Source organism: Luteibacter sp. 22Crub2.1, from assembly GCF_900167995.1.
GTDB classification, from domain to species: Bacteria; Pseudomonadota; Gammaproteobacteria; order Xanthomonadales; family Rhodanobacteraceae; genus Luteibacter; species Luteibacter mycovicinus.
In genome coordinates, this window is the sequence record NZ_FUYT01000015.1 from 113,109 (window position 1) to 134,126 (window position 21,018).

The 21,018-nt window shown below is 65.9% G+C and carries 17 protein-coding genes; 6 read left to right on the forward strand and 11 right to left on the reverse strand.

The annotated features are described in order from the left end of the window. Positions 1–30 precede the first annotated feature (30 nt). The gene (locus B5X73_RS16255) at positions 31–2,673 is read right to left on the reverse strand and encodes a glycosyltransferase (protein ID WP_239709174.1); all 2,643 of its coding nucleotides are present in this window, start codon (positions 2,671–2,673) and stop codon (positions 31–33) included. A 230-nt stretch (positions 2,674–2,903) separates the two neighbouring features. Further along, complete coding sequence (locus B5X73_RS16260; RefSeq protein ID WP_043695287.1) at positions 2,904–3,371, reverse strand: Dps family protein; 468 nt, start codon at positions 3,369–3,371, stop codon at positions 2,904–2,906. Between the two features lie 118 nt (positions 3,372–3,489). Between B5X73_RS16260 and hrpA the strand changes: the two genes are divergently transcribed. Together hrpA and B5X73_RS16270 are read left to right on the forward strand one after the other, a co-directional pair. Next, entirely contained in the window at positions 3,490–7,527 is a 4,038-nt protein-coding gene (gene hrpA, locus B5X73_RS16265) for an ATP-dependent RNA helicase HrpA (RefSeq protein WP_079522558.1), read from the forward strand. Between the two features lie 20 nt (positions 7,528–7,547). Continuing rightward, complete coding sequence (locus B5X73_RS16270; RefSeq protein WP_079522585.1) at positions 7,548–9,653, forward strand: bifunctional (p)ppGpp synthetase/guanosine-3',5'-bis(diphosphate) 3'-pyrophosphohydrolase; 2,106 nt, start codon at positions 7,548–7,550, stop codon at positions 9,651–9,653. Between the two features lie 25 nt (positions 9,654–9,678). On the opposite strand, the gene B5X73_RS16275 is transcribed toward B5X73_RS16270, so the two are convergent. Together B5X73_RS16275 and proC are read right to left on the reverse strand one after the other, a co-directional pair. After that, the gene (locus B5X73_RS16275; RefSeq protein WP_079522559.1) at positions 9,679–10,260 is read right to left on the reverse strand and encodes a YggT family protein; all 582 of its coding nucleotides are present in this window, start codon (positions 10,258–10,260) and stop codon (positions 9,679–9,681) included. After that, a complete protein-coding gene (proC, locus tag B5X73_RS16280) occupies positions 10,257–11,081 on the reverse strand; it encodes a pyrroline-5-carboxylate reductase (protein ID WP_079522560.1) in 825 nt (274 codons plus the stop codon). The genes B5X73_RS16275 and proC overlap by 4 nt, the downstream gene beginning before the upstream one ends. A gap of 117 nt (positions 11,082–11,198) precedes the next feature. Here proC and B5X73_RS16285 point away from each other — a divergent pair, with 117 nt between their 5' ends. Both B5X73_RS16285 and B5X73_RS16290 read left to right on the forward strand, forming a co-directional pair. Continuing rightward, on the forward strand, positions 11,199–12,236 hold the full coding sequence (locus tag B5X73_RS16285; RefSeq protein WP_036111278.1) for a type IV pilus twitching motility protein PilT: 1,038 nt from the start codon (positions 11,199–11,201) through the stop codon (positions 12,234–12,236). A gap of 93 nt (positions 12,237–12,329) precedes the next feature. Beyond that, positions 12,330–13,493 (forward strand): PilT/PilU family type 4a pilus ATPase, encoded by a 1,164-nt coding sequence (locus B5X73_RS16290; protein ID WP_036111280.1) that lies wholly within the window; start codon positions 12,330–12,332, stop codon positions 13,491–13,493. A 123-nt stretch (positions 13,494–13,616) separates the two neighbouring features. Here the strand turns inward: B5X73_RS16290 and B5X73_RS16295 are convergent, their stop codons facing one another. The 5 genes from B5X73_RS16295 to B5X73_RS16315 form a co-directional block, all read right to left on the reverse strand. Beyond that, positions 13,617–13,982: a BON domain-containing protein gene (locus tag B5X73_RS16295; RefSeq protein WP_036111283.1), complete on the reverse strand. Its 366-nt coding sequence runs from the start codon at positions 13,980–13,982 to the stop codon at positions 13,617–13,619. Between the two features lie 219 nt (positions 13,983–14,201). Then, positions 14,202–15,950 carry a hypothetical protein gene (locus B5X73_RS16300; RefSeq protein WP_079522561.1) on the reverse strand — a complete coding sequence of 583 codons (1,749 nt, stop codon included), beginning with the start codon at positions 15,948–15,950 and terminating at the stop codon, positions 14,202–14,204. A gap of 64 nt (positions 15,951–16,014) precedes the next feature. Beyond that, entirely contained in the window at positions 16,015–16,941 is a 927-nt protein-coding gene (locus B5X73_RS16305) for an aspartate carbamoyltransferase catalytic subunit (protein WP_079522562.1), read from the reverse strand. A 24-nt stretch (positions 16,942–16,965) separates the two neighbouring features. Further along, positions 16,966–17,385 (reverse strand): Holliday junction resolvase RuvX, encoded by a 420-nt coding sequence (gene ruvX, locus B5X73_RS16310; RefSeq protein ID WP_036111291.1) that lies wholly within the window; start codon positions 17,383–17,385, stop codon positions 16,966–16,968. A gap of 13 nt (positions 17,386–17,398) precedes the next feature. Beyond that, complete coding sequence (locus B5X73_RS16315) at positions 17,399–17,965, reverse strand: YqgE/AlgH family protein (protein WP_079522563.1); 567 nt, start codon at positions 17,963–17,965, stop codon at positions 17,399–17,401. A gap of 91 nt (positions 17,966–18,056) precedes the next feature. Here B5X73_RS16315 and B5X73_RS16320 point away from each other — a divergent pair, with 91 nt between their 5' ends. After that, positions 18,057–18,386 carry a hypothetical protein gene (locus B5X73_RS16320; RefSeq protein WP_217699786.1) on the forward strand — a complete coding sequence of 110 codons (330 nt, stop codon included), beginning with the start codon at positions 18,057–18,059 and terminating at the stop codon, positions 18,384–18,386. A 168-nt stretch (positions 18,387–18,554) separates the two neighbouring features. Here the strand turns inward: B5X73_RS16320 and B5X73_RS16325 are convergent, their stop codons facing one another. Together B5X73_RS16325 and gshB are read right to left on the reverse strand one after the other, a co-directional pair. Further along, positions 18,555–19,415, reverse strand: a complete 861-nt coding sequence (locus B5X73_RS16325) for an energy transducer TonB (protein WP_036111297.1) — start codon at positions 19,413–19,415, stop codon at positions 18,555–18,557. Next, positions 19,412–20,356, reverse strand: coding sequence for a glutathione synthase (gshB, locus tag B5X73_RS16330; protein WP_079522564.1), 945 nt, complete (start codon positions 20,354–20,356; stop codon positions 19,412–19,414). Before gshB ends, B5X73_RS16325 begins: the two co-directional genes overlap by 4 nt. 300 nt (positions 20,357–20,656) lie before the next feature. Here gshB and pilG point away from each other — a divergent pair, with 300 nt between their 5' ends. Continuing rightward, entirely contained in the window at positions 20,657–21,013 is a 357-nt protein-coding gene (pilG, locus tag B5X73_RS16335) for a twitching motility response regulator PilG (protein ID WP_051944199.1), read from the forward strand. The last annotated feature ends 5 nt before the right edge of the window (positions 21,014–21,018 follow it).

The following is a 21,018-nucleotide window of genomic DNA, read 5'->3' on the forward strand; positions in this document are numbered from 1 at the left end:
GGTCGATACACAAACGTGAACGAGGCTGAATCAACCGGCCTCGTCACCCGAGGTATGCGCGATCCACGCGCCGACCAGAGCGGACACGTACGGAATCGACTGCGCGGCCAGGATGAACATCCACAGCTCGCTCTCCGTATAGGCGGTGCCGTAATGCATGGCCATGCCGATCACGGCGCAGAGCAGGGCGATGGCCATGAGGCCTTCTTCGCGCACCGGTGCGAAGGCGGCGAAGCTGCTGCCACCCATGCGCCGGCTCTTGGCCGTCACCACGAATGCCGTCTTCTCGCGCGTCAGGCCATGCAGGATGCCGCGCGCGATGGCGTGCGACAAGCCCATGCTGGCCACCGATGCCATGATGGTGTCGTACCAGCCGCACGGGACACGTGCCCGGTACAGCACCACACCGAAGATGGCCTTGGCGAAGAAGAAGCCGATCACGGGGATCATGAACAGCTGCATTGGCAGGTTGAAGTACTCCGGCGCGTAGATCATGCCCGCGGTCCAGAGCAGGCCCATCATCGTGAAGATGAAATGCAGCGCGTCGGCGAACCAGCTGAACCAGCCGGTGAGGAAGTGGAAACGCTGACCGGCGGAGAGCGGACCCTTGCGGGTCATCCAGTTCCAGCGGCCCTTGAGGATCTGCATGGCGCCAAACGCCCAGCGGTAGCGCTGGCTCTTGTACGCCTTGAAGTCCGCCGGGGTGAGGCCCTTGCCCATCAGCTCGTCGACGTAGACCAGCTCGTAACCCGAATGCATCAGGCGCAGGCCGAGTTCGGCGTCTTCGCAGATGGTCCATTCGGACCAGCCACCGGTGCCTTCCAGCGCCGAGCGACGGACCATGGTCATGGTGCCATGCTGGATGATCGCGTTGCGCTCGTTGCGGTGGTGCATGCCGATGCGGAAGAAGCCGTCGAATTCCCAGGCGGTCATGCGACGGAAGCGGTTCTTCTCGAAGTCGCGGTGGGCCTGCGGGCACTGCACCACGGCGACCTTCGAATCGTGGAAGTAACCCGTGAGGGAGGCAAGCCAGTCTTCACGCACCACGTAATCGGCGTCGATGACGGCCACCACATCGGCGCGCTCGTCGGTCGCGGTCAGGCCGAAGTTCAGCGCGCCGGCCTTGTAGCCGGGCCACGGTTCGAGGTGGAAGAAGCGGAACTTCGGGCCCAGCTGCTCGCAGTACGCCTTGACCGGCTCCCAGACCGCCGGGTCCTTGGTGTTGTTGTCCAGCACCAGGACTTCGTAGTTCTCGTAGTCCAGCGCGGCCAGCGAGTCCAGCGTCATCTGGACCATCTCCGGCGGCTCGTTGTGGCAGGCCAGGTGGATGGAAACGAAGGGCTGACGCTCGACCGGGTCCTTGGGCAGCATGCCCGCATGGCGGATCCAGCTGCGGGCCCAGAGGACCTCGGTGAACTCGAAGCCGTTGATCAGCAGGATGCCGAGGATGGCGATCTGCGCGGGGAACAGCAGGATCAGCATCGCCCAGTCGAACGGGCTGAGGTAGAAATTGAAGGGCAGGGTCGCCGACCAGACGATCAGGCCGCAGGCCAGCTGGATCAGCGCCATGAAGAACAGGCGCCCCATCAGCTTGAAGCGGCTGAAGCGCAGGCCGAACCACAGCATCGGGAAGAACGCGATGACCGAAGCGGCGAGCGCCTTCCAGGGCCAGCCCACGTCCTCGGTGACCGGGCCGGTGAAGGGGAACTTCAGCTGGCGGTCGGCGTTGAACATGCCCCAGTAGGCGCCGGTGCGGCCTTCGCCCAGGTTTTCCTTCCACGGCTGATCGATGGCTTCGAGGACGTAGTAGTCGTCGATGCCCTTGCGCTTGGCCACGTTGAAGAATTCCCGGAGGAAGATCGCCTCGTTGGAGACGCTGGGGTAAGCGTACTTGTTGCGATCGCCGTTGGACGGCCAGCCGATCTCGCCGATGACGATGTGCTTGCCGGGGAAGGTCTTCTGCAGGGCCTGGTAGCTGCCGTCGGTGTTGTTGCTGCCGTCCTCGTTGCGGGTGCCGATGGAGTCGGCGACGCCGGCACGGGTCTCGATGCCGTTCCAGTAGGGGAAGAGGTGGACCGTGATGAAGTCGACGTGGTTGGCCAGCTCCGGGTTCTGGATCCAGACGTGGAACGGCTCGGCCACGGAAACCGGTTGGTGCACCGCGGCACGGACCCGGTCGAGGTACGCCATGATCTGCTCGGGCTTCATGTCGCCGCGGAACAGCGACTCGTTGCCCACGATGACCCGGGTGATCGTCTTGGGATAGCGGTTGGCCTGGGCGATCAGCGCTTCGATCTCGCGCTCGTTGTTTTCGAGGCGCGTGTCGATGTTGGCACCCGCCATGACGTCCAGACCTTCCTTCGCGGCCAGGCGAACCGTCTGCGGGTTCTCCAGCATCGAGTAGGTGCGGATGCGGGGCGAATACTTCCGGACCAGCCTCAGATCGCTGTCGATCTCCGGATCCGTGGCGAAGTCGCCCTTCATCGGGTTTTGGTAGCGCTGGTAGGCGGTGAACGCGAAGCCCGGGATCGGGCCGTGCCAGTCGGTCGGCCCGTTGGGCAGATTGGCTACCAGCCAGAGGCCGAAGTTAAGGCCCGCGACGAGGATCGCGAGGATCAGCGCGGCGAGAATCGGATGGCTTCGTTCGGTCTTGGTGGCTGAGCTCAAAACAATCCCCGGACCGGTCGGCCCCCAAATGGAGTCAGAAGGTAACCGGGGGAGCTTAACCAACGCGAGGGACCGGCTCAACGCATTGCAGCAAAGCCGGTCAGGCTGGCCTCAGAGAAAAAGCCGAAACCGGGGGCCGCAACCGGGTAGGAGCGCGCCCCGCGCGCGAAAAGCCAACAGGGCGGGGATGCGGGAAATCCATCGCGCGCATGGCGCGCTCCTACAGGGGCTGCCGCTTATTTCAGGAGGGAGCGCAGCATCCAGGCGGTCTTCTCGTGTTCCTTGAGGCGCCCGGTGACCATGTCTGCCGTACCTTCGTCACCTGCGGCCTCGGCAGCCTTGATCGTGTCACGCGAGGTGGCGGCGGCGATCTCGTGGCCTTCGACCAGCTGGGCCACCATGTCCTTCCATTCGGGCACGCCCGATTCTTCCTTGATCGAGGTGAGCTTGCCGAACTGGCTGTAGGAGCCCGGGGCGAACACGTCGAGGATGCGGATCCGCTCGGCGACCTCGTCGGCGGCCAGCCACAGGGCGTTGTACTGCACCTCGAACATGGCGTGGAGGCTGTTGAACTGCGGCCCGGTCACGTTCCAATGGAAGTTGTGGGTCTTCAGATACAGCGAATACGTGTCCGCCAGCAGCTTGGACAGGTGCTTCGCGACCGCTTCACGGTCTTTCTTGGCAATACCGATATCGATGGCCATCTTACGACTCTCCTTGGAATGATCTTGCTTTGGATTGAAATCTTAACGTTCGGACCGGACGAGGTGAAATGAAACGTTCCGATGCCGTCCATAGGCGCACGCTATTATTGGCGTCCCCATGAGTACAACCACACCTCCCGCCCGTTCCCCGTCGCCCGATCCGCGCCTGCGCGCGATGCGCGATGCGCTCAATCACGTGGCCAGCCGCGATTTCGGTCGCCTGCTCGGGCGCTGGCGCGGTCTCCAGCGCAAGCCGGATCCGTCCCGCGTGGACGCCCTCGCCGCCGATATCGAGGTGTCGCGCGCGCGGCGCGCGGCGCGAGCCGCGTCCAAGCCGGCGATCACGGTGGATGCCTCGCTGCCCATCGCGGCGCGCGCGGAAGACATCATCAAGCTGATTCGCGAAAATCAGGTCGTCGTGCTGGCCGGTGAGACCGGCTCGGGCAAGACCACGCAGTTGCCGAAGCTGTGCCTTGCGGCCGGGCGCGGCGAGGCGGGGCTGATCGGTTGCACGCAGCCGCGGCGTCTTGCCGCACGTTCGGTCGCCACGCGCGTGGCCGAGGAGCTGGGCACGCCGCTAGGCGACAAGGTCGGCTTCCAGGTGCGCTTCACCGAGAAGGTGTCCGATCAGGCGCTGGTCAAGTTCATGACCGACGGCATCCTCCTGGCCGAGACCCAGTCGGATCCCTGGCTGTCCGCCTACGACACGATCATCATCGACGAGGCGCACGAGCGCAGCCTCAACATCGACTTTCTGTTGGGCTACCTCCGGCGGCTGGCCGAGCGCCGGCCGGACCTGAAGATCATCGTGACCTCGGCGACGATCGACACCGAGCGCTTCGCCACCCATTTCGGCAATGCGCCGGTGGTTGAGGTCGAGGGGCGTACCTACCCGGTCGAGGTTCGCTACCGGCCGCCCGGCGAGCGCGGCGAAGGCAATGTCGCGCAGCAGATCGCGGACGCGATGGACGACATCACGCGTGAGGATCCGCGTGGTGACGTGCTGGTATTCCTGCCCGGCGAGCGCGAAATTCGAGACACCCATCTGTTGTTGTCGCGCAAGCAGTACCGTGAGACCGAGGTGGTGGCGCTCTACGCGCGACTCTCCGCCAGCGAGCAGGATCGCGTGTTCCGTCCCGGGCCGAAGCGGCGCATCGTGCTGGCGACCAACGTGGCCGAAACCTCGTTGACCGTGCCGCGCATCAGGTACGTCGTGGATCCCGGTACGGCGCGGGTCAAACGCTACAGTCAGCGGGGGCAGCTGGAGCGGCTGCATATCGAGCCCATTTCGCAGGCCGCCGCCAACCAGCGCAAGGGCCGCTGCGGACGCGTGGGACCGGGCATCTGCTATCGGCTTTACGAAGAAGCCGACTTCAATCTCCGTCCGGAGTTCACGGACCCGGAACTGCTCCGATCCTCGCTCGCCAACGTGATCCTGCGCATGCTGGCGCTGGATCTGGGCGAGGTGGAGGACTTTCCGTTCCTCGAAGCGCCGGATCCCCGCATCGTGGCCGATGGCTACCGCCGCCTCGCCGAGATCGGTGCGATCGACGACGACCGCCGTCTTACGGCGACCGGGCGTACCGTCGCGCGTCTGCCGATCGATGTGCAGCTGGCGCGCATGCTGGTGGAAGCGCGTCGGCTTGGTTCGCTGGCCGAACTGACCACGATCGTCGCGTTCCTCAGCATCCAGGACCCACGCGAGCGTCCGCCGGAAGCGCGCGGCCAGGCCGATGCGGCTCATGCACAGTTTGCCGATCCGAAATCCGACTTCGTCGGCGTGCTGAATCTGTGGCGCGGCTATCTGTCCGCCGCCGAGGAACTCACCTCGTCGAAGCTGCGCGACTGGTGCTCGCGTCACTTCCTGAGCTTCATGCGCATGCGCGAGTGGCGCGAGCTGCACCGGCAGCTCGTGCTGGTGACGCGCGACCTCGGCTGGTCGGACCGGGATAAGTCCGAGGACAAGGCAGTGCAGGGCAAGCCGGCTGTGGCAGGAGCCAGCCCTGCTGGCGATAAGCGCCGCCGCAACCGTGCGGTCGCCAACAGGGTCAGCTCCCACCAAAGCGGGGAGATCGCCAACAGGGTTGGCTCCCACCAGGGTGAGGGCAACGCGGACGCGCTCTTCGAAGCCGTGCACCGCAGCCTCCTCGCGGGCCTGCCGACCCAGGTCGGCCACAAGGACGAGAAGGGCATCTTCCGCGGGACGCGCGAGCGCCGCTTCCAGGTCTTCCCCGGTTCCGCGCTTGCCAAGTCGCCGCCGGCATGGATCCTCGCCGCGCAGATCCTGGATATCGGTGGGCGGATCTGGGCGATGATGAATGCGCGGGTCGATCCGGCGTGGATCGAAACACAGGCCAGTCACCTCGTCCGCGCGACGGCGCGCGACGCCCACTGGTCGCGCAAGCGCGGGACCGTCGTGGCGTACGAACAGGTCACGCTGTTCGGCCTGGTGCTGGTCGAGCGTCGTCCGGTGACCTTCCACCGGCAGGATCCCAGGCTGGCGCACGAGATCTTTCTGCGCGAGGCGCTGGTGCGCGCGGATATCGACAGTCGCGCCGACTTCGTCCGAGCCAATGCGCGCGTGCTCGAGCAGGCGCATGACATCGAAGCCAAGCAGCGCCGCGCCGGGCTGTTGCGTTCCGACGACGACCTGGTCGCCTTCTTCCACGGCAAGCTGCCTGAGGAGATCGCCGACGTACGCGCGCTCGACGCGTGGTACCGGAAGGCATCGCCCGGTGAACAGGCCGCCTTGCGCTGGACGCTCGCCGATGTGATGGATACCGGCAGCGGGCTCGATCCGAAGGCGTTCCCCGCCTCCCTCGATATCGGTCAGCACCGCTACCGGCTCGAATACCGCTTCGTCCCCGGCGATCACGCCGATGGCGTCACCGTGAATGTGCCGCTGGCTTTCCTCAATGCGTTGCCGACGGCGCGTGGCGAGTGGCTGGTCGCTGGCCTGCTCGCCGACAAGGTGGCCGAGCTGATCCGTGCATTGCCGAAGGCGCTGCGGCGCAATTTCGTGCCCGCGCCGGACTTCGCACGCGCGTTCGCCGAAGCCGAATCGCCGCGCGACGAATCCCTGCCGCTGGCGCTGGCCCGTTTTCTGAAGAAAACCACGGGTGTCGACGTGGACGCCGCGGCGTTTGCCGATGCGGAGCTTCCACCGCACCTGCTGATGCGCTACCGCGTGCACGACGAAAACGGTCGCACCGTGGCCGAAGGCCGTGACCTTGCGGCGATTCGTGCCCAGTGGGAAGGCAAGGCGCGCGAAGCGTTCTCGCGCAAGACCGACATCGAACTCACGCGCGAGGACATCGTCACGTGGGACTTCGAATCGATCCCGGCGGAAGTGACGTCCGAAGCCGGCCTGAAGGCCTACCCCGCGCTGGTCGACCTCGGCGAAGCGGTGGCGTTGCGTGTCTTCGAGCGCGCCGACGAGGCCGCCGAAGCACATGCGGGCGGTGTGGAGCGGCTGCTGCGTGAAGCGCTCGGCCCTGAATTCAAGCGCGCGAAACGGCAGTTGCCGATCGCCAATCCGCTTTCGCTCAAATACGCGCCGATGGGCAGTGTCGACGATCTGCGCGAGGACCTCGTGGAGGGTGGCTTCAGCGACCTGCTCGACGGTCGCCGGCTCGACATGCGCACCCAGGGTGCCTTCGAAGCCTTGCGCACGGAATTCGCCCAGAAGCTGTTCGGCGCCGCGATGGCGCGGCAGAAGCTCGCCGAACCGATTATCGAGGCACAGGCCGAACTCAAGCCGTGGATGGAGCCGCCACTGATGGGCTTCGCCAGAGCCAGTTACGACGACCTGCGCGAGCAACTCGCGGCCTTGTTGCAGCCGGGGTTTCTGCGGGAACTGCCGACCACCCGGCTCGCGCATATCCCGCGTTACCTGAAAGCCATGCGTCTGCGTGGCGAGCGTCTCCGCCAGGATCCCGCGCGCGACCAGTCGCGTATGCTGCAGGTGCTGCCGTACTGGCGCGCACTGCTGCAGGGTGGCGGCACCGCGCTGGATGCGACGGACTGGAGCGAGCTACGCTGGTTGCTCGAAGAATGGCGCGTGTCCCTGTTTGCCCAGGAGCTGAAAACGGCCGAGCCGGTTTCAGCCAAACGGCTGGCGAAGGCACTGGAAACCGCGCAGGCGGCGTCACGATGAAAACCCGCGAGGATGAAGCCATGAGCGAGACGCGCTCCCCGGAGGCGAAAGGCAACGCGATGCCGCTGACCGAGCGTGCCCGCGAGGCCTGTGCCGTGCTGCCCGTGGCGGCGCGGGCCGAAGGCGAGACCGTCATCGAGCTGTTGCGCCTGCTCGGCTGCGATGACGAAACCTGCGCCTCGGCACTGTGGTTTTCGCTGGTCAACGGGCTGCCCGGCGCGGCCGACGAGGCGGCGAAGACATGGGCGCTCACACTGCGCCGCCTGGTCGAAGGGCAGGGCGAAGCGGAAAAGGTCTGGGCACTGCATGCGCAGCGCGGTCCGGCGAGCGGCGCGGAAGGCCTGCGTCGCCTGTTGCTGGCGATCATCCGCGATCTCCGCGTCGTGTTCGTCCTGCTCGCACGCCAGCTCGCCGCGATGCGCACCGCCATGGCCTTGCCGGATCACGAACGTCGTGAACTGGCCCAGCTCACGTCCGACATCCATGCGCCGCTCGCCAATCGCCTCGGTATCTGGCAGCTGAAATGGGAGCTGGAGGATCTCGCCTTCCGTTACCTGGAGCCGGACACCTACCGCCGTATCGCGCGTCTGCTCGACGAGCGCCGCACCGATCGCGAGACGTTTATCGCCGCGAGTCTGACGACGCTGCGCGAGACGCTCGACGGTGCCGGCGTGCATGCCGATCTCGCCGGGCGTCCGAAGCACATTTTCTCCATCTGGAAAAAGATGAAGAAGAAGGGGCTGGAGTTCTCCGACCTCTACGACATCCGCGCGGTGCGCATCCTCGTCGACAGCGTGGCCGACTGTTACGCGGCGCTGGGTCTCGTGCACAGTCTGTGGCCGCATCTGCCGGGCGAGTTCGACGACTACGTCGCGCGACCCAAGGGCAACGGTTACCGGTCGCTGCATACCGCCGTGCTGGGCCCGCAGGGTAAGACGCTGGAAGTGCAGATCCGTACGCACGAGATGCACCGCGCTAACGAACTCGGCGTGGCCGCGCACTGGCGTTACAAGGAAGGCGGCGGTGCCGATGCGGAATTCGAGGCGAAGATCGCCTGGATGCGCAAGCTGCTCGAACCGCGCGGTGAAGACGAGGCCGAACTCGCCGCGGGCTTCGAAACCGAGCTGATGGAAGACCGCGTGTATGTGCTGTCGCCCAAGGGCGAGGTCATCGACATGCCGCGCGGTGCGACCGTGCTCGATTTCGCTTACCACATCCATACCGAGGTCGGTCATCGCTGCCGTGGCGCGAAGCTCAACGGCCGCATCGTGCCGCTGACCACGCAGCCGCGCAGCGGCGACCGCATCGAGATCCTCACCACCAAGGTGTCGGAGCCGAGCCGTGACTGGCTCTCGGCCCATCATGGTTATCTGCATACCTCGCGCGCGAAGGAAAAGGTGCGCGGCTGGTTCCGGCGCGAGGCGCACGACGCCAACATCGTGACGGGCAAGATCACCCTCGAGAAGGAGCTGCGCCGGCTGGCGCTCGACGACGTCGATCTGGCCAAGCTGGCCACGCACTTCCGCCTGAAGTCGGTCGACGAGCTCTACGTCACCATCGCACTCGGTGAGGTCACGCTGGGGCAGGTGGCTCGGTCACTGCAGGAGCCGGTGGAACCGGAGATCACGCAGTCGGGCAACCCCGTCGCGTCGCGCGCCGCCCAGCACGACCGCGGGGCGCTGTCGATCGAGGGCCTGGGTAATCTGCTCACGACGCTTGCGCGCTGCTGCCAGCCGCTGCCGGGCGACCCGGTGCGTGGCTTCATCACCCGCGGACGTGGCGTATCGGTTCATCGCTCCGATTGCGCCAGCCTGGCACGGCTCGCACGCCGCAGCCCCGAACGCGTCATCGACGTGAGCTGGGGCCGCGTGGAGGTGCAGAGTTACGAGATCGACATCGAGCTGCGCGGTTACGACCGGAAGGGGCTGCAGAAGGATGTCGCCACCACGATCAGCAACACAGGACCGCACATCGTCGCGTCCTCCAGCCGCGTGCATGTGCGGACGGGCGAGGTCGACATGCGCTTTACGCTGCGAGTGAAGGACTATGAGCAGCTCTCGACGCTGCTCGGTCGGTTGAGCGCGCTGTCGAACGTGACGGATGCTCGTAGGGTAGGGGGCAGATAGGAGCGCGCCGGGCGCGCTCCTGCCTTCAGCCTGCCGCGCCCAGCATCATGGATACGCCCCAGTCCTTGATCGGCGCGGCAATCAGCATCCGCGCCAGGATCAGGCCGAGAATCACGACGGTCGGCGAGAAATCCAGTCCGCCGATCGTCATGCGCCCACGCAGCGGCCGCACCAGCGGCTCGGCCAGGCTCGTCACCAGACGCGCCACCGGGTGGTAGCGATCGGTCGAGAGCATGCTCATGATCGACCAGGCGAAGACCAGCACCACCCAGGTCAGCAGGAAGATATCCAGCGTCTCGCCCAGGCCGGTGATCGCCAGGCCGAGGACGTTCGGCGCGATGCCCGCCATGGCGGCGATCAGCAGCCACTTGACGCATTCGAGCAGGTACACGATCACGATGCCGCCGGTGTTCACCCGGCGCACGGGCGGCAGCACCTTGCGCAGCGGTCGCAGCACCGGGTTGGTGAACCGGTAGAGGAACTGGCAGATCGGGTTGTGGAAGTCGGCCCGGTACGCTTCGGCGAGGATGCGCAGGATGAAAAGCGTGACGAGTGCGCCGAAAGCGACTTCAAGGAGCAGGCCGCCGGCGTTGGTCAGGTAGTTCACGTGTTCGATTCCATGTCTTCGGATAGTTGAAAGCCGCGTCGGCGCGCCGCGTCGACCGCCCGCGCCACGATGGCAGGGAAATGATCGTCGCGAAAGCTCTCCAGCGCAGCCTGGGTGGTGCCGTTGGGGGAGGTGACGCGTTGCCGCAGCGTGGCGGCGCTCTCGCCGGATTCGACCAGCATGCGCCCGGCGCCGAACGCCGTCTGCGCCGCGAGGGCCCGGGCCGTCTCACGGGACAGCCCTTGAGAAAATGCCGCGTTTTCCAGTGCCTCGACCATCAGGAAGAAATACGCCGGGCCCGAGCCGGAGAGGGCGGTGACGATATCGAGCTGGTCCTCGTCAGGCACCCACACGGTCAGGCCGCCCGCGTCCAGCACGTGCTGCGCCTCGGCCCGCTGCGGTGCGCTCACCCGCCCGTTGGCGAACAGCCCGGTGGCGCCGGCGCCGAACATGGCGGGCGTATTGGGCATGCAGCGCACCACGGGCAGGGCGGCGTCGAACCAGCGCTCGAGTTGGGCGATGCGGATGCCCGCCGCGATGGAGATGATCACCGGCCGGTATTTCTGTACCGCCGGACGGAGGCCGCGGCAGACCTCGGTCATCATCTGCGGCTTCACCGCCAGCACGAGGATCGACGCGCCTTCGGCGGCGTCGAGGTTGTCGGTGTACGTGGCCACGCCGTATTCGCGGGAGAGCTCCTGCAGGGCCTCGGCGCGGGGCTCGGCCACCGCGATGCCGCCGGGCTGGGCGCCGTGGCGAAGCATGCCGGCGATCAAGGCCGTGGCCATGTTGCCGCCGCCGATAAAGGCGATCCGATTCATGGGGTGGTCCGCTCCGTTCGCGATGGTTTTCACAGTCACCGAAGCATATATGGTGCCGCGCCTTGCCGCCGACCCTCCGGCGTGTTTACCTATGCCCCACATCGAAAGGGGACCCTCATGGATATCGCCGAACTCCTTGCCTTCTCAGTGAAGAACAAGGCCTCCGACCTGCACCTCTCCGCGGGCCTGCCGCCCATGATCCGCGTCGATGGTGACGTGCGGCGTATCAATATCCCCGCGCTGGAGCACAAGCAGGTCCATTCGCTGATCTACGACATCATGTCGGACAAGCAGCGCCGCGACTTCGAAGAGTTCCTCGAGACCGACTTCTCGTTCGAGATCCCCGGGCTGGCGCGCTTCCGCGTCAACGCCTTCAACCACAACCGTGGTGCCGGCGCGGTGTTCCGTACCATTCCTTCCGAGGTGCTCACGCTGGAAGACCTCGGCGCACCGAAGATCTTCCGCGAGCTGATCGAACAGCCGCAGGGCCTGATCCTGGTCACCGGGCCGACCGGTTCGGGCAAGTCCACGACGCTGGCGGCGATGGTCGATCACATCAACAAGAACGAATACGGTCACCTGCTCACCGTCGAGGATCCGATCGAATTCGTGCATACCTCGCAGAAGTGCCTGGTGAACCAGCGTGAAGTGCACCGCGACACCCATGGCTTCAACGAGGCCCTGCGTTCGGCACTTCGTGAGGATCCCGACTACATCCTGGTCGGCGAGCTTCGCGATCTGGAGACCATCCGCCTGGCGCTGACCGCCGCGGAAACCGGCCATCTGGTGTTCGGTACGCTGCATACCTCGTCGGCCGCCAAGACCATCGACCGCATCATCGACGTGTTCCCGGCAGGCGAAAAGCCGATGGTCCGCTCGATGCTGTCCGAGTCGTTGCGCGCGGTCATTTCGCAGTCCCTGCTGAAGAAGGTGGGTGGCGGTCGTCTGGCGGCCCACGAGATCATGGTCGGCATCCCGGCCATCCGTAACCTGATCCGCGAGGATAAGGTCGCCCAGATGTACTCGGCGATCCAGACCGGTCAGCAGTACGGCATGCAGACCCTCGACCAGAACCTGCTCGATCTGGTCAAGCGCGGCCAGATCACCCGCCAGGAAGGCATGATGTACGCCAAGAACAAGGAATCGTTCCGCTAAGGCGTGAAACAGTCCGCTGCAAGCGCCCCCGTCGCCGGTATATGATCGCGACAGGGGCGCCGGCCCGGTCCGGCACACGGGGACCAGACCGCCATGAGCGAATTCGATTTCACCTCTTTTCTGAAGCTGATGGTGCATAAGCAGGCATCCGACCTGTTCATCACCGCCGGCGTCGCACCTTCCATGAAGGTCCAGGGACGCATCGTTCCCATCACGCAGAGCCCGCTGTCCGCGCAGCAGTCGCGCGACATGGTGCTGAACGTGATGACGCCCGCTCAGCGCGAAGAGTTCGAAAAGACCCACGAGTGCCAGTTCGCCATCAGCGCCTCGGGTGTCGGACGTTTCCGTGTGTCGTGCTTCTACCAGCGCAACTGCGTCGGTATGGTGCTGCGCCGGATCGAGTCGAAGATCCCCACGCCGGAAGAACTGAGTCTGCCGCCGATCATCAAGCAGCTGGCGATGACCAAGCGCGGCATCATCATCTTCGTCGGTGGTACCGGTACCGGTAAGTCCACGTCGCTCGCGTCGATGATCGGCTACCGCAACCAGAACTCCACGGGTCACATCATCACGATCGAGGACCCGATCGAATACGTGCACAAGCACGAAGGCTGCATCATCACCCAGCGCGAACTCGGCATCGATACCGACAACTGGGAAAACGCGCTGAAGAACACGCTGCGCCAGGCGCCCGACGTCATCATGATCGGCGAGGTGCGTACGCGCGAGACGATGGAGCACGCGATCAACTTTTCGGAGACGGGCCACCTGTGCCTGTGCACGCTGCATGCGAACAATGCCAACCAGGCACTGGACCGTATCCTCCACTTCTTCCCGGAAGATCGTCGCAGCGCGTTGTTCATGGACCTCTCGCTGAACCTCAAGGGCATCGTCGCTCAGCAGCTGATCCCGACACCGGACGGCAAGTCGCGCCGCGTCGCGGTGGAAGTGCTTCTGGGCACGCCGCTCGCGCAGGATTACATCCGCCAGGGTGAGGTGCATAAGCTCAAGGAGCTGATGCGCGACTCGAATCAGCTCGGCATGCGGACGTTCGACCAGAGCCTGGTCGAGCTGTACCACGCTGGTGAGATCTCGTACGAAGACGCGCTGCGTCACGCGGACAGTTCGAACGAAGTGCGCCTGCGGATCAAGCTGGCCCAGGGCGGCGATGCGCATACGCTGTCGCAGGGGCTGGAAGGTGTCGAGATCGACTCGACGAACGACAAGCAGACGTTCGGCGGGATGTTGAGCCGGTAGGCGGGCGCGTCGTCAGCAGGACTGGCTGGCGGCTATCGGATCAGGCGAGCGCGAAGGCTGCCCGGGACCGCACAAAAAAAGGGAGCCTTTCGGCTCCCTTTTCGATTCCGCCGAAGCGAAGTCTTACTGTGCGGCAGCCGACACGGTCAGGCCGCTCGCGTCGACGCTCTTCACGCCCTTGATCTTCTTGGCGATCATCTCGGCGTGGCTCTTTTCCTTCGCCGTGGCGACGGTGCCGGTCAGGGTGACGACGCCGTCAGCGGTCGAGACCGAAATGTCGGTGGCCTTGACGCTCTTGTTGGCGGCGAACTCGGACTTGACCTTGGTGGTGATCCACGTGTCGTCCGCCTTGCCGGCGACCGTCTGGTTGTCGCCCTTGCTCGTGGCCGCCGCGGAGTCCTGTGCATTGACCTGAGCGAACGGGACCGTGCCGAGACCGGCAACGAGAGCGGCGGCGAACAGGGCCTTACGGAGGTTCGAATGGTTCATGGGGAACTCCTTTATACGAATCTGTGATGGGACTGGCGACGGCGCCGCGCACTGTGGCTGCCGTGTCGCGGGGCCTATGGAAACAGCGCATCCGTGAACGATTCGTGCCCGAAAAACCGCTCCGTTCAGCTTTGCCGAAAGGGTGATCAGTGTCTGCTCAGCGCATAAAAAAAAGGCGGCCCCGGAGGGCCGCCTTCCTCTTTGGCGCCGTAACGCGGCTTACTTGTATTCGACCGCGCCCGAGATCACCAGGCCCTTCTCGTCGACATGCGACTCGCCCGAGACCTGCATGACGCGGGCGGCCTGAGCCTTCATCGCATCGAACTGTGCCTTGGAGCGCTGAGCCGCCGCGGCGGTGTCGGCCTGGCCGTCCGGGGCGCCATCGGCACCGGCGGCTTCGGTCATGTTGCTGGCGAAGGCCTGAGCCTTATCGGCCATCACGTCGACCCACGAGCGGTACATGTCGCCGTTCAGATGCAGGCGGGAGACACGGCCAGCATCACCCGTGCTGCCCATGAGGACGTCGTCGAGCTTGGCGTCTTCGCCGGCGCCCAGGCCGATGGCGATGGCCTGGCCGTTCATGGCGGCCCAGCCCGGCATACCGAGCATGCCGCTGATGTTCGGCGGCAGAGCGACCGGCTTGCCGTCGCCGGCCAGCTTGAAGTCGCCGCCGAGCATCGCCTGACCCATGGCCAGCAGACCCGCCGGGTTACGCGTCGCGATCACGACACGGCCGGTGAGCTGCGGCATCTGCTGCGCGTTGGCGGCAGGCTTGAACGAGTCGATGAGCACGCGAAGGCCGCGCAGGTCGCCGATCGGCGGGATGGCCGCCTGCTGCATGGTCGAACCCATTTTGGCGAAGCTGTCGTTCATGCTGGCGAAGGCCGGGCATTCGAACGGCTTGGCCGCTACGGCTTCCGCCTGCGCGGTGAAGAACGTGCGCAGCTGTTCGACGGGCAGCGCGAGGCTGATGTCGAACGCGCCGGTCGCGTCGCTACCCAGGCCCGGGACTTCGACCTTGAGACCGGAGAAGGCCTTGGTGATGTCGTCGGCCAGCGCGATGTCCACGCGCTGCTCCTGGTGGTGCAGGTCGAGGCGGGTGTAGCCGAAGCTGACGGAGGGCACGCGCGCGGCGATGCGCGACGCTTCGCTCTGGCAGCTCGGCGGCAGCGTGGGCACAGGTTCGCCGGTCTTGGCCGACTGGTGCTTGAGGAAGGTCGCGAACAGCGGATCCTTGCCCGTGGCGATCAGGGGCAGCAGGCGGGTCAGGTCGACCTGGCCGACGGCGTAGTCCTTGTAGCCCTTTTCCTTGGCCAGATCGGCAAGGCGGCCGTCTTCCTGGATGCTCTTTTCCGGGCGATCGGCACCGAGCGCCTGACGGATCAGCGGCTGGGCGGCGTCCGCCGGCAGCAGCGAAACCACGGCCTGCTTGCCGACGGTGGCGATGATCAGCTGGATGCCCGAGTCGGACAGAGCGACGTGGCGGTACGGCTGGCCACCGGCATCGGCGGTCTCGAGCTTCTTGCCATAGGCGGTTTCCAGTCGACCGACGAAGGCGTCCCACGCGGCGGTATCGGCCAGCGTGATGCGCGCGACCGGAGCGAGACCGAGGCCGTAGAAGGCCGTGCCGTTCTTCGCATCCAGGCCCATGTTCTTCAGGGCGGCCTCGGCGGTCTTGCCGTCGAACTCGGCCGCCAGCGCATTGACGAGGTTGGCGCCGTCCTTGTTGCCCTTGCTTTCGAGGTCCGAGGCGAAGGCCTTCATCTGACCCACCTGGCCCGGCAGCTCGCTGTTGGCCTGGGCCAGCATGGCCTCATAGGCGTCGTCGTCGAGCTTGTCGAGGCTTGCGACCACGTACGGCGTATCCGCCGGCACGAAGGCCAGAGGGGCATCCTTGTCTTTGTGGCCGCAGGCCGCCAGCAGCAAGCTGGCGACGCCGAGCGCGAGAAGTCGCTTGGTCGGTCGCATTCTGTATCCCATTGTTTGGTCCCTAGGTCCCGGCATTATGCCGGAACGCAAGGCGCGGTGCCGGTTAGCGGCCGAGCACTTCGCAAAGAACCGCCATCCGCACGAACACCCCGTTGCCGACCTGCTCGAGGATCCGCGACTGGGCGCCATCGGCGACGTCGGAGGCGATCTCGATGCCACGGTTGATCGGGCCCGGGTGCATCACCAGGCAACCCTTCGCCGCCCGGGCGAGGCGCCTGGTATCAAGGCCATAGCGCTCGAAGTAGGCCGCTTCGTCCGGGAGGTCCGTCGAGGCCATGCGCTCTTTCTGCAGGCGCAGCATGATCACGGCGTCGACACCGGCGATCGCCTCGTCGAAATCTTCGTGGTACGTGACGCCGTTCAACTCGCCTTCGGTGGGCAGCAGCGCGGTCGGCCCCACGATACGGACGTCCTTCACGCCGAGTGCGGTCAGCACATGGACGTCGGAGCGGGCGACACGCGAGTGGCGCACGTCGCCGCAGATGGCGACCTTGACCTTGCGCATGTCCGGGTGGTGGTTGCGGATGGTCAGCGCATCGAGCAGGCCCTGCGTCGGGTGGGCGCGGTTGCCGTCGCCGGCATTCACCACGGACACGCCGCTCATCGCGTGCCTGACCAGTTCCTCGGGCGTTCCGGAGACCTTGTGGCGGACGACGATGGCGTCGAGATGCATGGCTTCGAGCGTGTGCAGGGTGTCGAACAGTTCTTCGCCCTTGCTGGTCGAGGACAGCCCGATGTCGAAATTGACGACATCGGCGCCGAGGCGACGCGCGGCCAGCTCGAACGACGTGCGCGTGCGCGTCGAGGGCTCGAAGAACAGGTTGAGCACGGTACGACCGCCGAGCAGGTCCAGCTTGCGCGTGCCATGGGCGCTGGCGTCGCGCATGGAGTTCGCGCGGTCGAGCAGGCGCTCGATCGTTTCGCGCGGCAGGTTCTCGAGGGTGGTCAGATGGCGCAGGCGTTGGGACATGACGGCCTCAAGGTGGGGGATGGATCATGACTGCAGAAGATAAGACTCGAGGATGACCGCGGCGGCCTCGGCATCGATCGAGCGGACATCGGAGCGCTTGCGCGTGCCCGCGGCGCGTCCGGCGGCGAAGCGGCGCGCGGCCTCCTGCGAGCTCATGCGCTCGTCGGCGAAGGTCACGGGCAGGGCGTAGCGCTCGCCGATGCGCTCGGCAAAACGGCGGGCGGTGCGGGTCATCGGTTGTTCCTTGCCCTCGTTGTCGAGTGGCAGGCCGACGATCAACGCCTCGGGCAGCCACTCGCGGCGAAGCGTGTCGAGCGCCTGCCAGTCGGGCTGGCCGTCGCGCACCGGCACCGCTGCGATGCCGCGGGCCGTTCCGGTAAGGCGGTTGCCGACGGCGACGCCGACGACCTTGGTGCCGACATCGAAACCGAACAGGCAACTCATCGCGAACGGATGCTCAGGCGTGACCGGCGTAGCCGGTCAGCTGGGAGGGGTCCTGCATGCCCAGCTTGCGGGCCGCGGCGACCCAGCGCTCGTCGAGCGGTGTGTCGAAAATGATGTGCTCGTCAGCGCGCGTGGTGAGCCAGGCGTTGTCCATGACTTCCTGTTCGAGCTGGCCGGCTTCCCAGCCCGCGTAGCCAAGCGTGACCACCGCGCGGCGGGGGCCTTCGCCCTTGGCCATGGCGACCAGGATGTCGCGCGAGGTGGTGACGCACCAGTCCTCGTTTACCCGGTAGCTGGAGTCCCAGTTGCCCGGCTCGCGATGGAGGACGAATCCGCGTTCCTGCTGCACCGGCCCGCCGATGAGTACCGGGTAGTCGGCAATCTCGGGGTCCTCGCACTCCAGCTTCATCTGCGCGAGCACGTCGCCCAGGCGGTACTCGGAGATCTGGTTGATCAGCAGCCCGACCGCTCCGTCTTCGCCGTGCTGGCAAAGAAACGCGACGCCACGCGCGAACGGCGGTTCGGCCAGCGAGGGCATCGCGATGAGGAATTGACCCGCGAATGTGTTGGCGATCGTCATGACCACATTGTAGCCGCTGTTCGCCCGGGCGTGCGGATGGGTTCAGCGCGCCGGAGGTACCGTGTGCGCCCGGTCACAAGGAGGCAAACTCGTGAAGAAGATGATGTTCGCAAAGGGTTTTGTAGCGGCGACCGGCGCGCTCGCCGCTTCGCTGGCGCAGGCTTCGACGCCGTCGGCATGGAAGGACTATGACCAGCGGCTGACGCAGGCCTGCGTCGCGGCAAGCGGCCTGAAGGATGTGAAGCCGGTGGGGCGGCCTATCGCGTATGACGACCGGGTGCCGGTGACGGCGCTGGTGCTGGCGGGGCGTTATCCGCAGAAGCACATGAAGAACCGGCCGGGGCGGGAGCTGTGTGTCTGGGACAGGAAGGCGCAGAAGGCCTATGTGAGTGAGGCGGATCAGCTGCTGCCGGCATCGTGAATCGCGTTGGCGTGAATCGCGCGCAGGGCGCGCTCCTACAAGGCGCATCGCTCCGTAGCAGCGCGCCCCGCGCGCGACCCGGCCCCGTAGGAGCGCGCCCCGCGCGCGATAAGGTCCCTGTAGGAGCGCGCCCCGCGCGCGACCCGGGCGTCCGCCCGGTCCCCCGCCTCAATAGTTCCTCAAAACGTTCCCCGGCAAGAACTGCCAGGTCCGGGTGATGTACAACTCATCCACCTTCGTCTTGTCAGCCGGCAGCGAGGGGAAGGGTGCCGCCAGCCGGACGATGCGCTGGGCGGCGTCATCGAGCAGCTTATGGCCTGAACTCTTGATCACGTCCATGCTCTTGATCGAGCCGTCCTTGTTAAGACCGACGGTGAGGACCAGCTCGCCGTACAGCCCCTGGCGGCGGGCTTCGTCCGGGTAGTTGAGGTTGCCCACCCGCTCCACGCGACCCACCCAGCCCTTCATGTAGGCGGCGTAGACGTACTCGCGCGTGTTGGACGAAATGAATTTCTTCTTCGGTCGCTTGGCGTAGGCCTGCGACTGTTCGCGCACCTCGGCCGACAGGCGAGCCATCTCCAGCTTGCGCTGGATCTCCTCGTCCGACACGGGCAGCGGGTGCTCCTGGTGCTCGGTCTGCTGTTTCGTCGTATCGACCGCGAAGGCGGTTTCGCCGGAACTCGTCAGCAACTGCTGCGGCGTGCGGTCCTGAGGCGCGGGTGCCTGCGCTTCTTTCGGCTCGGGCGTGACACCGCGTACGGGAGTGGGCAGGGGGCCGGACACCGGCTCCGATGGGCGCGCCGCCTTGTCCTTGTCACCGCCGCCCGCGTTGTTCGCCTGGGCCAGGAAGTCGGCCTTGTCGGGCGGCTCCTGGTTGGCGACGTCCACGAGGGTGACGTCGAGCGTGGGAACGCTCGGTTTGGGCTTCTCCGCGTCGAAGGTGATGCCGAGGATGACGACACCGTGCAGCAGCAGCGAGAACAGCAGGGTCGCGCCGAACAGATCGGCGCCGGTGGTGCGGGTCGTCATCGGGCCTCGATTGCGTCGAACATCAGCCCCGCGATGTTAATGCCGAACTGGGCATCCAGTTCCCGGATACAGGTCGGAGATGTGACGTTGATCTCGGTCAGGTAGTCGCCGATGACGTCCAGACCGACGAAGCGGAGGCCGCGACGCAGCAGCTCGGGCGCGACCTGGGCGGCGATCCAGCGGTCGCGCTCGGACAGCGGCACGCCTTCGCCACGGCCGCCGGCCGCCAGGTTGCCGCGGAATTCGTCGCCCTGGGGAATGCGGGCGAGGGCATAAGGCACCGGTTCGCCGTCGATCAGCAGGATGCGCTTGTCGCCCGACGTGATCTCCGGGATGTACTTCTGCGCGATGACGAAGTCATGCCCTGCCGGACCCAAGAGGGTCTCCAGCATCGAGTTGAGATTGCTGTCGCCGGCCCGGACGCGGAAGATCCCGCGGCCGCCCATCCCGTCCAGCGGCTTCAGGACCGCCTCGCCGTGAAGGGCGACAAAGGCCTTGAGGTCGCCACGGTCGCGCGAGACCAGCGTCGGGGCGATGCACTGCGGGAAATCCAGCGCGAACAGCTTCTCGTTGCAGTCGCGCAGGCTGCGCGGGTCGTTGACGACCCTGGCGCCCGCCCGCTGGGCGCGCTCCAGCACCATGGTGTCGTAGACGAACTGGGCATCGACCGGCGGATCCTTGCGGGCCAGCACGATGTCTATCTCGCCAAGGGGGCGCCAGGCGGCTTCGCCCAGCGTGTACCAACCGGCGGGATCGTCTTTCACGGTGAGCGGCCGCAGGCGTGCCCAGGCCTCGCCGTCGCGCAGGGCCATGTCGCCCTGCTCCATGTAAAACAGGGTGTGGCCGCGGCGGGAAGCCTCCAGCAACATGGCGAAGGTGGAGTCCTTGGCGATCTTGATGGCGCGGATCGGGTCCATCAGGACGGCGACGGTGAGGGACATGGCGGGTCCGGCGAGCAGGAAAGGTGCCAAGTCTAGTGGAGCGGGAGGGTCCATTTCACAAGCCCGTCCCCCTTTTAAGAACAATTCATCTTGACGTAACTCTCACCAACCATTAAACAGCGGTCGGGAGGAACGCCGAAGAGCGGGCCGCCGGGACGCAGGTTCCGGACGACGACCCAGCGCACGGAACACGCCCCGGAAAGGGGCTATCCTGCGCGGGGATTTGCGGTTTTTTTTGCGTGGCACGGGGGCGCAGTGAACGAAAGCGGACGCGGTACCGACCTGACCGGTTTGAAGGTCATGGTCATCGACGATTCGAAAACCATCCGGCGCACGGCGGAAACGCTGTTGAAGAAGGAAGGCTGCGACGTCCTCACCGCCGTCGACGGCTTCGAGGCGCTGGCGAAAATCTCGGACCAGAAGCCGAACATCATCTTCGTCGACATCATGATGCCGCGCCTGGACGGGTATCAGACCTGCGCGCTGATCAAGAACAACGCCCAGTTCCGCGGTACGCCGGTAATCATGCTGTCCTCCAAGGACGGTCTGTTCGACAAGGCGCGCGGTCGCATCGTCGGGGCCGAGCAGTACCTCACCAAGCCATTCACCCGCGACGAACTTCTCGGCGCGATTCACCGCTATGCGACGGCGAGCTGACCGAC